A 14105-nucleotide genomic window follows, 5' to 3' on the forward strand; every position below is an offset into this window, starting at 1 on the left:
ATGAGCATGTGGCCCATTCTGCGTACGTACACCGGACGTAACCTCCGCCGGATCGCGCTGCCGCTCGGCGGCATCGGCACCGGAACGGTCAGCCTCGGCGGCCGCGGCAACCTCCGCGACTGGGAGGTGGTGAACCGGCCGGCGAAAGGCTTCCGTCCAGGGACGGCGTTCTTCGCGCTCCGTACCGAAGCCGCCGACGGGACCGTGGTAGCGCGCGCCGTCGAAGGTCCGCTGGACCTCAGCGAGTACGAGGGCGCGCACGGCAGCGGCGCACAGAACCACGGACTGCCCCGGTTCCGGGAGGCGACGTTCGCGACCGCGTACCCGTTCGGGCGACTCGCGCTGCACGACGACGACGTACCGGTCGACGTCGCGCTGGAGGCGTTCAACCCGTTCGTCCCGACCGATGTCGAGGCGAGCTCGTGGCCGGTCGCCGTACTGCGGTTCGCTGTCACCAACCGCAGCACAGCGCCGTTGACCGTCTCGGTGGCCGGCGCGCTGCAGAACTTCATCGGCCGCGACGGCACGTCTGATGTTGCTGCGGGCAACTACAACACGGCGGCCTCCGGACCCGCGGGCGTCGAGGGCGTACTGATGCGGAGCCGTGGTGTCGCGCCCGAGGCGGAGCAGTACGGGTCTGTGGCGCTCGGCGTGCTCGATGGTGCGGACGTGTCCCGGCGTACGGGATGGGCGGACCGGACCTGGGGCGACAGCCTGCTCGATTTCTGGGACGACTTCACCGCGGACGGCCGGCTCGACGAACGCGTCAGTGAGTCCGCGACCCCGGTCGCCTCGGTCGCGGACCGCCGCACCGTCGCCGGCGGCGCGACCGAGCGCTTCACGTTCCTGCTCGCGTGGCACTTCCCGAACCGGCGCGGCTGGGAGAACCCGGAGTTCGTCGGGAACCACTACACAACCTTGTACGACGACGCCTGGGCTGCGCTGACCCGCTTCGCCCCGGTCTTGGACGATCTGGAACGCCGTACGGTCGGGTTCGTCTCCTCCTTCCTGGCCGGCGATCTACCGGACGAGGTGAAGGAGGCGGCGCTGTTCAACCTCAGTACCTTGCGGACGCAGACCGTGTTCCGCACGCCGGACGGGCGGTTCTTCGGGTGGGAGGGGTGCTCCGACCACGAAGGCAGTTGCTTCGGCAGTTGCACACACGTGTGGAACTACGAGCAGGCGACCCCGTACCTGTTCGGGGAGATCGCGCGATCGCTGCGAGAGGTCGAGTTCGCGCACGCGACCGCCGAGAACGGGTTGATGAGCTTCCGCGTCGGGCTGCCGTTGGCGACGAACGCACGGGACTGGAAGGTCGCGGCTGCGGACGGTCAGCTCGGGTGCCTGGTGAAGCTGTACCGGGACTGGCGGCTGAGTGGTGACGACGAACTGCTCCGGTCGCTGTGGCCGGCGGCGCGGCGGGCGCTCGAGTTCTGCTGGATCCCTGGCGGGTGGGACGCGGATCGCGACGGGGTGATGGAGGGCTGCCAGCACAACACGATGGACGTCGAGTACTACGGTCCGAACCCGCAGATGCAGTCCTGGTACCTGGCCGCGCTGCGATCGTGCGAGGAGATGGCGACGTACCTCGGGGACCCGCTCGCCGGGGAGTGCCGGAAGCTGTTCGAGAACGGCCGCGCGTGGATGGACGAGCACCTGTTCAACGGCGAGTACTACCGGCACCTCGTACAGCCGCCGGCGTCGGCGGACGACGTCGCGCCCGGGCTGCGCGAGACGATGGGCGCGGCGGATCCCACACATCCGGTCCTGCAGCTCGGTGACGGTTGTCTCGTCGACCAACTGGTCGGGCAGCACCTCGCGCGCATCACCCAGCTCGGCACGTTGCTCGACGACTCGCACGTTGCCACCACGTTGCGCAGCATCCTCAAGCACAACGGGTTGTCGGGGTTCGCGGGGCACTTCAACCACATGCGCAGCTACGTGCTCGGCGCGGACGAGTCCGCCGTACTGATGTGCAGCTACCCGCGCGGCAATCGTCCCGAGCGCCCGTTCCCGTACTTCACCGAGGTGATGACCGGCTTCGAGCACATCCTCGCCGTCGGGCTGATCTCGGAAGGTCTCGTCGACGAGGGGCTCAAGGTGATCGCCGACATCCGGCAGCGGTACGACGGCGAACGGCGCAACCCGTACGACGAGGCCGAATGCGGTCACCACTACGCCCGCGCGATGGCGTCCTGGGGTGCGGTCGTACAGCTCGCCGGCTTCGACTACGACGGCCGCACCGGCGCGATGCGCTTCAGCCCACGCCTGCCCGGCACCCGCACGATCTTCTGGTCCACCGGCGATGCGTTCGGCACCTTCGACACCACCACGCATCAACTCCACGTACAGGAAGGCACCCTGCACCTCACCTCTCTGCAGCTGAACGGTGCGGAGCTGCCGACCGTTTGACCATACCAAACGGTATGGTATGTTCTGGGCATGGTGACGCGAGGCGAGTGGTTGGAAGCCGGGCTGGAGCTGCTGGCGCGAGAGGGGGCGCCGGCCGTCACGATCGATCGACTGACCGCGGACCTCGGCGTCACCAAGGGCTCGTACTACCACCACTTCAAGGGCGCTGCCGGTTACAAGGCGGCGCTGCTGGAGCACTTCGAGCAGCGGTACACCACGCGGTTGATCGATGCGGCCGAGGGGACGGGCGACGCGGACACGAAGTTGCAGCATCTGCTGCGGCTCGTGCTCGCGGACCCGGACAGCGCTGCGCTGGACATCGCCGTACGGGCGTGGGCGTTGCAGGATCCGGACGTCCGCGCCGCGCAGGCGCGGGTGGACAAGACCCGTACGGAATACCTGAAGAAGCTCTGCCGCGGACTGGACTCGGACGTCGATCCGGATCGGTTCGCACAACTGCTGTACCTGATCCTGGTCGGCGCCGAACAGGTGCTGCCGCCGATCGGCAAGCAGGACGTGCGGAAGATCTACGACCTGGTCCTCCGCCTCATCTAACAGAGGAGATTTCCATGCCCACCACGCTGGGCGAGCTCGACGATCTGGTGCCGGTCGTCGACGAGATCGACGTCAAGACGGCCCATGGCGACGTCACGCTCCGCGAGTTCGTCGCAGGTGCCCTCGGCAACGGTCCCTGGTGGATCAGGGGACTGTTCGCCGTCCGGACGGCCGTCGCGGCGGTCCTTCGGCTCAAGTCCACCGGCGATTCGGACGCACACCAACTGCGGCCGGAAACGGTGAGTTTCACGCCCGGCGCGAAGGCCTCGTCCTTCACCGTGGTCCGTGGCCAGGAGGATCACTACCTGCTGCTGAAGATCACCAACAGCCACCTGATCGCGTACCTGGCGATCTTCACCGACGACGAGCGGCCGGCAACCTTCAAGGTCGTCACCCTCGTGCAGTACCTGCGCCCGGCCGGGCGGTTCTACTTCACCCTGGTCCGGCCCTTCCACCACGCGATCATGGTCAGTATGTGCCGAGCCGGCGCGACGTGGCACGCCGAGCGGTGAGCGCTGCGGCGGCTCCGGCGACGACCAGCGCCGCGGTGAAGATCAGTCCGAGCAACCGCCACGGAATCGCCAACGCAGCAAGGCCGTAAGGCCCCGCGGCGATCCCCGCGAGCGCGGCCGCGGCGACCAGCGATCCGAGCAGGACGCCGACCACGACGACCGTCCCGGACTCGACGACCGCGACCGTGACGACCTGTCCACGGGTCAGGCCGGCCAGCCGGGACAGGGTGAACTCCTGCCGCCGGTCGGCCGTCGACATCACGACGGCGTTCACGACCGCGACCGCGGTGAAGATCCCGGCCAGCCCCAGCAGTGCCGCGAAGAGGTCCGCGTTACTGCGTTGCTGCACCGAACCCCGCGCCGCCGCCCACTGCTTCACCGTCTGCCCGTCCAGGGTCGCGCCGGGTTCGAGCTTCACCAGCGTCTCTGTGCGTCCGCCGGACGGCAGCAAACCTCTGGGAACGAAGAAGTTCTCGCTCACATCCAGCGTCTCGGGCATGATCGCCACGACCCGTACTGTGGTCCATTTGTTGCCAAGCGCAACCTTGAGGTTCGACCCGAGCTTGTACCCCTCGGCCGCCATCCCCGGCCCGATCGCGATCGTGTTCCCGGTCAGCCGCTCCAGCGAGCCCTTCCGGGGCCGCAGCTTGTGCGTGCGCAGGTACGCCGCCGGATCGATCCCGATCGCCTCGGAGTACACCGTTTTCCGTCCCCGGGTGACCGTGATCGGTACTGCGGTCTGCACCGATGCGGCCGCGATCCCCGCACCGGGTCGCACCGCGTGATCGACCACGACATCCGCGGTGATCAGCTGCTCCTGCTCGACACCGACAGCCTTCGCCAGCGAGCCGAACGTGCCCCACAGCCCGATCACCAGCCCGACCAGCACGATCAACGGCGCCGCGGTCGCCGCACTCCGGCGGACGGCATGCAGCACGCCGGCCCGCGCGAGGTCCGCAATCAAGTTGCCGCGGACAACGATCGCCGGAATCCGGCCGGCCAGCGGCACAACGACCGGACTCAACTGACTGAGCGCGATCGAACCGCTGATCATCACCACCAGCCCGATCATCAACCCGGCCAGAAGATCCCGCGCCGCCTGCGCCGCGATCACCAGCACCACCGTGCAGAACGCGGCCGACAGCCCCCAGAACCACCGCCACCCGGTCATCACACGGCGCGCGGCCTGTCCTTCGACGATCGCCTCGAGCGCATTCACCCGCGACGCCCGCCAGGCCGCAGCCAGTACGCCGGCCAGCGCCGTACCCACTCCGACGATCATCGCCGCCCAGACCGCGCCCAGATCCCAAGGCGCGTGGAACCACGGCGGCAACATCCCGAGCTGGACGAGCAACCACGACTGCGCCCAGGTCGCGAGCGCCCCTAGCGGCACACCGAGCGCACTGCCAACCACCCCGAGCAGACCGGCTTCGAGCACCACCATCAGACACAGGTAGCCGCGCTGCGCCCCGACCAGCCGCAGCAGTCCGAACTCGCGCCGCCGCTGCACGGTCGTGAAGCCGAACGTCGTACTCACGATGAACACGCTCAGGAAAACGGCGAGCATCACGCACATTCCGAGCAACGTCCCCGCGCCGACGTACCCCTCCCGGATCTGTGCCCGCTCGTACGCCGACAGCCCGGCCGGCAGCACCGGATGGTTCGTGGCCGCCAGGACCTGCAGATCCGACTGGACCAGACCGACTCCGAGCGCAACAGCGACCACCGCACCCGCGAACAACTGCCACCTGGTGCGCAGCGCCCCGATAGACAACCTCAACATCCACCCAGCCAATCGTGAGCCGGCCGGCTGGACGCTGGCGCTGACACCCGACCGCCGGTAGCTCGCGCGCTACCTCAGCACGTCGAGGAGCGCGGCGAAATCCCGGCGGTCGACCGCGCGGGCGCCGATCAGCGCCTGCATCAGCAGACCGTCGAGGGCCGCGACCAGGAGCCGGGCCTTCTGCGGGTCGGCCGTGAAGGTCCGCGCGATCCCGGTCAGCGGCTCCAGCCACGCACCGGCCGTCTCCCGCAGCTCCGGCCGCCGCGCGGCGTACAGGTACAGCTCGTAGAGCGCCAACGTGCGGCCACGGCGCCGTACGACGCTGTGTTCGATCAGGCGCGCCAACTCGTCGGCCGGCCGCGCACCCAGCTCGCTCCCCCAGCCGTCCAGCTCGACGGCAAGATCGTCGGCGGCCGACCGGAGCGCCGCGACCAGAAGATCGTCGAGGGTCGGGTAGTGGTAGGTGATCGAGGCCACCGAGACGTCGGCCTCTGCCGCGACCGCCCGATGGCTCACACCTGCGACTCCGTCGCGTTCGATCACGGTCAGGGTCGCCGCCAGCAGCTCGCTCCGGCGCTGCTCACCGCGCACCCGGCGGCCGTCGACACCCTGCCTGACCTGCACGAACAGCAAACTATCAGGACGTCTGTACGAATTGATTTTGGTCCCCGGAATCGCGGGATCAACCGTTTTCCGCGACTTAGGCTCGGATTCCGTGGCCCCTTCAGATCTCAGTACGGCGATGCGCCGCGCGCTCCGGCGCGCCGATGACGGCAAGACCCTCGACCCGGCGGAGGTGGAGGTGCTGCTCGGCGCGAGCGGCGACGCCCTCACCGCGCTGATGGCGACCGCTGCCCGGGTCCGCGACCAGGGCCTCGCCGACGCCGGCCGCCCGGGAATCATCACGTTCTCGAAGAAGGTCTTCATCCCGCTGACACGCCTGTGTCGCGACCGTTGCCACTACTGCACGTTCGCCACCACGCCCGGCCGGGTGCACGCGCCGTACCTCTCGCCGGACGAGGTGCTCGAGATCGCGCGGCAGGGCGCGGCGATGGGTTGCAAGGAAGCCCTGTTCACGTTGGGCGATGCGCCCGAGGACCGTTGGGACGCGGCGCGCACCTGGCTGGAGGAGGCCGGGTACGACAGCACGCTCGACTACGTACGGGCAATGGCGATCCGCGTCCTCGAGGAAACCGGGCTGCTCCCGCACCTGAACCCGGGCGTGATGTCGTGGCAGGACCTGCAGCGGTTGAAGCCGGTCGCTCCGAGCATGGGCATGATGCTCGAGACCACGTCGCGGCGGTTGTTCGAGGAGAAGGGCCAGCCGCACTTCGGTTCGCCGGACAAGGACCCTGCCATCCGGCTGCGGGTGCTGGAGGACGCGGGGCGGTCCAACGTTCCGTTCACGACCGGGCTGCTGATCGGGATCGGCGAGACGCTGCCGGAGCGGGCCGACTCGATCTTCGCGCTGCGCAAGATCGCACGGCAGTACAACGGAATCCAGGAAGTCATCATCCAGGGCTTCCGGGTGAAGCCGGACACCGCGATGCGCAACGACGCCGACGTACCGCTCGACGAATGGCTGGCCGCGATCGCGGTGACGCGGGTCGTGCTCGGCTCGCGGGTCCGCGTCCAGGCGCCGCCGAACCTGGTCGACCTGGCCGAGTGCCGTGCACTGCTGGACGCGGGCGTGGACGACTTCGGCGGGGTGTCGCCGCTGACCCCCGACCACGTGAACCCCGAACGCCCCTGGCCCCAGATCGACGACCTCGCGAAGGTGACCGCCGACGCCGGGTTCGTCCTGCGCGAGCGGCTCACCGCGCACCCGGAGTATCTGCGCGAACCGTGGCTCGACCCGCGGCTGATCTCGCACGTCGAGGCCCTCGTCGACCCGGAGACCGGGCTGGCGAACGAGGACGCGAAGCCGGCCGGCCTGCCGTGGCAGGAGCCGGACGGCGGATGGGACAGCGTCGGGCGGACCGACCTGCACACCGCGATCGACACCGAGGGCCGGCGCACCGAGACCCGATCCGACTTCGACGCCGCCTACGGCGACTGGGACGTCCTCCGCGAAGACGTCGCCGCCCGAACCGCTCCAGAACGTCTTGACGGTGATGTAAAACAGGCTTTGGCCGCCGCCGAGCGGGATCCCGCCGGACTCTCCGACGCGCAGGCCCTCACTCTGATGACGGTCACCGGGCCGGCGCTCGACCAGCTTGCACACCTTGCGGATGAGTTGCGCAAGGCAACGGTCGGCGACGACGTCACGTACGTCGTGAACCGGAACATCAACTTCACCAACGTCTGCTACACCGGCTGCCGGTTCTGCGCCTTCGCGCAGCGCCGCACCGACGCCGACGCGTACTCACTGTCGATGGACGAGGTCGGCCAGCGCGCCGAAGAGGCGTGGGTGATCGGCGCCACCGAGGTCTGCATGCAGGGCGGCATCCACCCGGACCTGCCCGGCACCGCGTACGCGGACCTGGTCCGCGCGGTCAAGGACCGGGTCCCCGACATGCACGTGCACGCCTACTCCCCGATGGAGATCGTGAACGGCTCGGTCCGCACCGGCCTGTCGATCGAGGAGTTCCTGATCTCGGTCAAGGAGGCCGGACTCGACAGCATCCCGGGCACGGCCGCCGAGATCCTCGACGACGACGTCCGCTGGATCCTCACCAAGGGCAAGCTGCCGACGGCCTCGTGGATCGAGGTGATCAGTACGGCGCACCGCGTCGGCCTGCCGTCCAGCTCGACGATGATGTACGGCCACGTGGACGCCCCGCACCACTGGGTCCAGCACCTGCGGACGATCGCCGCGGTACAGGACCAGACCGGTGGCTTCACGGAGTTCGTGCTGCTGCCGTTCATCCACCAGAACTCGCCGATCTACCTGGCCGGCGTGGCCCGGCCGGGTCCGACGTACGACGAGAACCGGGCTGTGCACGCGATGTCGCGGATCATGCTGCACGGGCGGATCGACAACATCCAGTGCTCGTGGGTGAAGCTCGGCGTCGACGGCTGCGTCGCGGTCCTGAACGGCGGCGTGAACGACATCGGCGGCACGTTGATGGAGGAGACGATCAGCCGGATGGCCGGCTCCAAGCACGGCAGCCGCAAGTCGATCAGCGAACTGACCGCGATGGCGACCGCGGCCGGCCGGCCGGCACGCCAGCGCACCACGACGTACGGCGACGTCCCCGTCCGCCCTTCCCTGGAACTCGCCTGACGCCATTCCGGGCTTGTTGAGTGTTGGACTAACCGAGTGTCAAAACTTGTTGCGGCAGGCAACATCTGCACGGAAAGTGAAGGAACTTTTACTGAGCGTTGCCTACTTCAAAGGCAATGCAAATGTTTGAACCGGATGATTCCCGGTACGCCGGGCCCATGACAACGTTCTCTTGTCGGCGGCGGACGGGTCGCCGGCACTGGGTCCAGGTGGATCCCGCTGGACTTCCGTCCGCGACCGGACTGTACCTCCCCTGCCGGCCGCGGAATGGGTCTCGGGACCGCCCTCCTTCGGGCCACTTGCCCTCTCGGGGCAACAGCAGGACGCCGGCCGTGCCGGTGGGGTGTTGGTCGCCAGTGAGGTGGCGACCAACACCCGGCACGGTCGGCGTTTCTTACTGAAAAAGCTGCCTCGTTGTACCGGTGCTGCTGGGGACCGATACAACGAGGCAGCTTCTGTTCGTGGGTCTGTCGGCAGTTCTACGTCAGTTCTGCGTCGACCGCTTCGCCGCGATCAGTACGTCGATGCCGTCCAGGATCCGTTCGAGGCCGAAGGTGATGTCGGCCTCGTGGACCTCGTCGGTGTACTGGTCGCCGGCCATCAGCCCGGCCAGGATCGAGTATCCGAGCTCGTGCAGCCGCGGCTCCAGGAATCGTGACACCGCGGCCGGCTGGACGGAGGTCGTGGCGCTGTCCCGCACATCGCGACGAGCAGCGGCGATCCGCCGCGCATATCCGTCCAGGAGCAGCGCGCACGAGAGGCTCTCGGCGGGACTCAGTCCGGCGCCGGTCAGGACGCGCAGGATCGCCTCTGCCCAGCCGAGCTGGTTCGGCGTCACCGGCGCCCCGCGGATGGGGAGATCACAGAGCCAGGGGTGCACGTCGCACCGATCGACCATCCCCTGCGTCCAGGCGGCCGCGCCGGCTCGCCAGTCCCGCGCAGCGGCAACCTGTGCCGGCACCGGACCCCAGGCTGCGTCACCGAGCAGGACCAGCAACTCGTCGCGGGACCTGACGTACCGGTAGATCGCATTGGCGGTCAGCCCGAGCTTCTGGGCGAGCTTGGGCATCGACAACGCGGCGAACCCGTCGGCATCGGCCAGTTCGAGGGCCGCGCCGACGATCTGCTCGACGCTCTGCGTCGGCTTCCGGCCGAGTTTGTTCGCCTTGGCCGGCTGGCCCCACGCCAGCACCAGCCCCGGCGGCAGGTGCGCCTCGTCGGGCATCCGTTCGGCTCCTCCCGCTCAACAAGTTGACTTCGTGTGTACCTTACACTTTATATTAGTGTGACCCACACACGAATACAGTCGAGAAGGCGAGCACGCGATGGAACAGCGACATCATCAACACGACGGGCCGGGTCGGCGGCGGTCGCGGTTCGGCCCTTCGCGCCGGCTTGGGCTGCTGCTGACCGCAGCATTGCTCACTGGCACGGCGGCGGTCGGCGGGGCCGCAGCCCAAGCCGAGACGGCCACGACGAGCGACGGCGCTTATCGCAGCGGGTCGCTGGCGAGCATCCACCGTACGGCAGACGCTCCCGCGCGCACCGTGGTCTCGACGGACACCGGAGCCGTCCGCGGCATGCTCACCGCGGAGGCGCGGCTGTTCCAAGGAATCCCCTACGCCGCACCGCCGGTCGGGCGGCTCCGCTGGGCCTCGCCGCAACGGGCGGCGGCGTGGCATGGCATCCGGAACGCCACCAAACCCGGGAACCGCTGCGCCCAGGCCGAAGGCCTGATCGACCCAGCCAGCAACACCGAGGACTGTCTCTACCTCAACGTCGCCACGCCACGGGTCAGCAGTGCACGCAAACTGCCGGTGATGGTGTGGATCCACGGGAACGGCTTCATCAACGGAGCCGGCAGCGTGTACGACGCACAGAAGCTGGCGAACAGCGGCCAGGTCATCGTGGTCAGCCCCAACTACCGGCTGGGCATCTTCGGCTTCCTGGCCCATCCGGCGCTGGACCACGGCGGAGCTCGGCAGCTCTCGGGCAACTTCGGCCTCGAGGACCAGCAGGCTGCGCTGCGATGGGTCCAGCGCAACGCCGCGGCGTTCGGCGGCGATCCGGGCAACGTCACGATCTTCGGTGAGTCCGCCGGAGGCACCAGCGTCTGCTCCCACCTGGTCGCACCAGGATCCGCGGGACTGTTCGAGAAGGCGATCGTGCAGAGCGCCGGATGCACCGGGCAGAACTGGTCGCCCGGTCCACCGACCTGGTTTCCGCTGCCACGGGCCGAGCGCGAGCAACACGGCCTCGAGGTAGCGGCTGAGGTCGGCTGCTCCAGCCCGGCGACCGCTGCGGCCTGTCTACGGTCCAAACCGACCGCCAAGCTCGCCAAGTTCTCTGACGTCGGTGTCGGATCAGGGCCCACCGTCGGCGGTGGCGTGTTGCCGCTCAGTCCGGATCGCGCGTTCGCAACCGGCCGCTTCAACCACGTACCGATCATCCAGGGGACCACGCGGGACGAGCACAATCTGTTCACCGCGGCGATCGAGACCGCAACCGGTCAGGTGACGACCCCGGCGAGCTACAGCGCCGAGGTGCACACGCTCTTCGACCGGTCGGACGCCGAACGGGTCCTGGCCCGCTATCCCGTCGAACAGTTCCGGTCCGCCGGGGAGGCCCTGTCGACGGTGGTCACCGACTGGGCGTGGGGCTGCCCGGTCCTCGCCCGGGATCGCACCCTCGCCGCGCAGACACCGCTGTACGCGTACGAGTTCGCCGACGAGACTGCACCGTGGTTCAGCACGCTGCCGAAGCCGAACTTCCCGACCGGCGCGTTCCACGGCGCCGAGCTGCAGTACCTCTTCAACGACGCGCAGCTCCCGGGACCGAGCACCCCCGCGCAGAAACAGCTCTCCGCGACGATGATGAGCTACTGGACGCAGTTCGCCCACACCGGTGATCCGAACGGTCCGGGTCAGCCACGGTGGCAGCCGTTCCAGAGCAAGGGCCATGTTCAGTCACTTGCCCCGCAAGGAATCACCGCAGCCGACCTCGCCCAAGAGCACCAGTGCGCGTTCTGGAGCTCGATTGCGTCTTGAGGCCTTAGTACGGATACGTGTCGTCGCGGCGGGTCGGGTCGAGGTCCCACAGCGAGAACTTGACGACCTTGTGCGACTCCTCGCCGCCACCAGGGACCAGACCGAACGGCTCGTACTCCTTCGAGCCGACACCGTCCAGGTAGCAGAGCAGCTCGAAGGCGGACTGGGCGTCCTCGATATCGTCGATGATCTCGTCGTTCTGCGCCTCGTCCGCCCGGCTGCGCACGTACTGCACGAAGGCGTCCGGGTCGGTGACGACGTAGTCGTACCGCGCCTGGTAGCTGAGCCGGACCCCGGACTCCGGCACCATCGGCTCATCGAGTTCCTCGAGGTCCAGGGCGTCCCCGGCGACGATCTCCCGGTAGTCCGCGGGGTCGTCGAAGTCGTCCGGCCCGAGCGGCAGGTCGTCCAGCTCGTCGGGATCGTAGGAGTCGATCCCGAGGAAGATGTCGCCCCAGCCGCGTTCGTGGACGGCGTCGGCGAGCGCCCGGGCCTGGACCCGGACGTTCTCGATCGCGCCGGTCGCCCGCAGGTCGTGGAGGTCCAGAGCATCGGCCTGCTCCAGCAGGACCCGGGCGAGCTCACGGGCGGCTTCGGCAGCCGACGCAGGTTCGATCGACTCAGAGGGCATCTCACTCATGTTGTGACGGTACAACCATCGGCACCTCCACCGCCGAGCCCGGTACGCCGAACGCGTCGACCAGCTCCACCGCGGCCGGCCGAACCACCGCGCAGAGGTCGTTGACGAGCGCGGTGATCGCCTTCGAACGACCCGGCGACAGCCGCCCGTGCTCGAGGTACCACGCACGCTCGGCCTCGATCGTGGCCACGGCGTGCAGGTCGTACACGTCCTGCAGGAGCGGGCGGACCTCGTCCGGCGCGTTCCGCACCGCGGACTGGAACGCCTCCAGCACGATCCGGTCCACGTGCGCCCGGCCGGCCGCGATCACGTGGTCCTGGCACCGGTTGAAGACGTCGAACGGATCGTCGCCCGCGTCGATCCCGGCCTTGAGCCGCCGCGCCACCCCGGAGAGCAGGTGCTCCTCGCGATACCGCAGCATGCCGGAGTGGTACGCGTCGTCCCGCAGCCCGGCATCTGGGTCCGCGGCGTCGTTCCGATTCGGTACGACGTCGCGCAGCCGCTCGATCAACGGCCGCAGCGCCGCCTTCTCGACCGCGATCTCGACGGCCTGCGCCGCCACGAACCGCGCCGTACCCAACGGGTCGAGCTTGCCGAACGACTCCCGGTAGTCGGTCAGCAGGCCCTTCGCCACGAGCTGCAGCAGGACCGTGTTGTCGCCCTCGAAGGTGGTGAACACGTCGGTGTCGGCCTTCAGCGTCGCCAGCCGGTTCTCCGCGAGATAGCCGGCGCCACCGCAGGCCTCCCGGCACATCTGGATCGTCTCGGTCGCGTGCCACGTCCCGAGCGCCTTGGTGCCGGCCGCCTGCGCCTCCAGCGCGCGGCGGTCGTGCTCGTCCCGGCTCTCGTCACTGAACACCCGGGTGAACTCGTCGACCAGCTCGGCCTGCGCGAAGTGCAACGCATACGTCCGCGCGAGCAGTGGCAGCAACCGGCGCTGGTGCATCCGGTAGTCGAGCAGGATCGCCTCCTCCTCGCTCCCAGGCGCACCGAACTGCCGCCGCTGAGCGCCGTACCGGATCGCGATCGTCAGTGCCACCTTGCTCGCGTTGATCGCGGCGCCACCGACCGATACCCGCCCCTGCACGAGCGTCCCGAGCATGGTGAAGAACCGGCGGTCCGGATTCTCGATCGGGCTGCTGTAGTTGCTGTCGGCATCGACCTGCGCGTATCGGTCGAGCAGCGCCGCGCGCGGCACCCGCACCTGGTCGAAGACGATCCGCCCGTTGTCGACGCCGTTCAGCCCGAGCTTCGGCCCGCAGTCGGTCAGCGTCACGCCGGGCAGCGCCGCACCGTCGGCGTCCCGGATCGGCACCAGCAGGCAGTGCACACCGTGCCGCTCGCCGCCGACCACGAGCTGCGCGAACACGGCCGCCATCCGCCCGTGCCGGGCCGCGTTCCCGATGTAGTCCTTGCGCGCCGCCGCGGTCGGCGTGTGCACGACGAACTCATCGGTCGACTCGTCGTACGTCGCTGTCGTGCCGAGTGCCTGCACATTGGACCCGTGGCCGGTCTCGGTCATCGCGAAGCAGCCGAGCAGCCGTCCACTGATCGCATCCGCCAGGTACTGCTGGTGGTGCTGCTCGGTCCCGAGATGCTGGATCGCGCCCGCGAACAGGCCGAACTGCACGCCGGCCTTGACCATCAGCGACAGGTCGCCGAACGCCAGCGTCTCGAAGCCCGCGATGAAGCCACCCAGGTCCGCCGCCCCGCCGTATTCCTTCGGGTACCCGCGCGCGGGCAGGCCTTCGGCGGCCGACCGCAGCAGCAGGTCGAGGATCCGGTCCCGATACTCGTCCCGCGGCAGTCGGACCGCCAGATCTCCCAGGTCGGCGTGCGCGGCCAGCTCGGCCCGCACGACGTCCCGCGCCGCCTTGTGCGGGCCGTCCAGGTAGTCCCGCATCGCCGTTGTGCTCATGCCCTTTAACTT

General features: G+C 68.9%; 10 protein-coding genes. 5 read left to right on the plus strand and 5 right to left on the minus strand.

Annotation, left to right across the window (positions count from 1 at the left end):
- The first annotated feature begins 6 nt into the window (after window positions 1–6).
- Genes ACGFI6_RS21555 through ACGFI6_RS21565 form a run of 3 tightly spaced genes read left to right on the plus strand, consistent with a single transcriptional unit; the run spans window position 7 to window position 3479 of the window.
- A complete protein-coding gene (locus tag ACGFI6_RS21555) occupies window positions 7–2412 on the plus strand; it encodes a GH116 family glycosyl-hydrolase (RefSeq protein ID WP_393121059.1) in 2406 nt (801 codons plus the stop codon).
- A gap of 30 nt (window positions 2413–2442) precedes the next feature.
- The gene (locus tag ACGFI6_RS21560) at window positions 2443–2967 is read left to right on the plus strand and encodes a TetR/AcrR family transcriptional regulator (RefSeq protein ID WP_393121061.1); all 525 of its coding nucleotides are present in this window, start codon (window positions 2443–2445) and stop codon (window positions 2965–2967) included.
- Window positions 2968–2981: 14 nt separating this feature from the next.
- Window positions 2982–3479, plus strand: coding sequence for a DUF2867 domain-containing protein (locus tag ACGFI6_RS21565; protein ID WP_393121063.1), 498 nt, complete (start codon window positions 2982–2984; stop codon window positions 3477–3479).
- On the opposite strand, the gene ACGFI6_RS21570 is transcribed toward ACGFI6_RS21565, so the two are convergent.
- Window positions 3436–5262: an ABC transporter permease gene (locus ACGFI6_RS21570; protein ID WP_393121064.1), complete on the minus strand. Its 1827-nt coding sequence runs from the start codon at window positions 5260–5262 to the stop codon at window positions 3436–3438. The two genes, ACGFI6_RS21565 and ACGFI6_RS21570, sit on opposite strands and share 44 nt — an antisense overlap.
- Window positions 5263–5331: 69 nt before the next feature.
- Window positions 5332–5886 carry a TetR/AcrR family transcriptional regulator gene (locus ACGFI6_RS21575; RefSeq protein WP_393121066.1) on the minus strand — a complete coding sequence of 185 codons (555 nt, stop codon included), beginning with the start codon at window positions 5884–5886 and terminating at the stop codon, window positions 5332–5334.
- 118 nt (window positions 5887–6004) lie between these two features.
- Here ACGFI6_RS21575 and ACGFI6_RS21580 point away from each other — a divergent pair, with 118 nt between their 5' ends.
- The gene (locus ACGFI6_RS21580) at window positions 6005–8488 is read left to right on the plus strand and encodes a bifunctional FO biosynthesis protein CofGH (protein ID WP_393121292.1); all 2484 of its coding nucleotides are present in this window, start codon (window positions 6005–6007) and stop codon (window positions 8486–8488) included.
- Between the two features lie 484 nt (window positions 8489–8972).
- Here the strand turns inward: ACGFI6_RS21580 and ACGFI6_RS21585 are convergent, their stop codons facing one another.
- A complete protein-coding gene (locus ACGFI6_RS21585; RefSeq protein ID WP_393121068.1) occupies window positions 8973–9713 on the minus strand; it encodes a TetR/AcrR family transcriptional regulator in 741 nt (246 codons plus the stop codon).
- 100 nt (window positions 9714–9813) lie between these two features.
- Between ACGFI6_RS21585 and ACGFI6_RS21590 the strand changes: the two genes are divergently transcribed.
- Window positions 9814–11535, plus strand: a complete 1722-nt coding sequence (locus tag ACGFI6_RS21590) for a carboxylesterase/lipase family protein (protein WP_393121070.1) — start codon at window positions 9814–9816, stop codon at window positions 11533–11535.
- Window positions 11536–11539: 4 nt separating this feature from the next.
- On the opposite strand, the gene ACGFI6_RS21595 is transcribed toward ACGFI6_RS21590, so the two are convergent.
- On the minus strand, window positions 11540–12175 hold the full coding sequence (locus tag ACGFI6_RS21595) for a hypothetical protein (protein WP_393121072.1): 636 nt from the start codon (window positions 12173–12175) through the stop codon (window positions 11540–11542).
- On the minus strand, window positions 12168–14093 hold the full coding sequence (locus ACGFI6_RS21600; protein ID WP_393121074.1) for an acyl-CoA dehydrogenase: 1926 nt from the start codon (window positions 14091–14093) through the stop codon (window positions 12168–12170). Before ACGFI6_RS21600 ends, ACGFI6_RS21595 begins: the two co-directional genes overlap by 8 nt.
- Window positions 14094–14105 lie beyond the last annotated feature (12 nt).

Origin of the sequence: Kribbella sp. NPDC048928 (assembly GCF_043197975.1) — a bacterium.
Lineage (GTDB): Bacteria > Actinomycetota > Actinomycetes > Propionibacteriales > Kribbellaceae > Kribbella.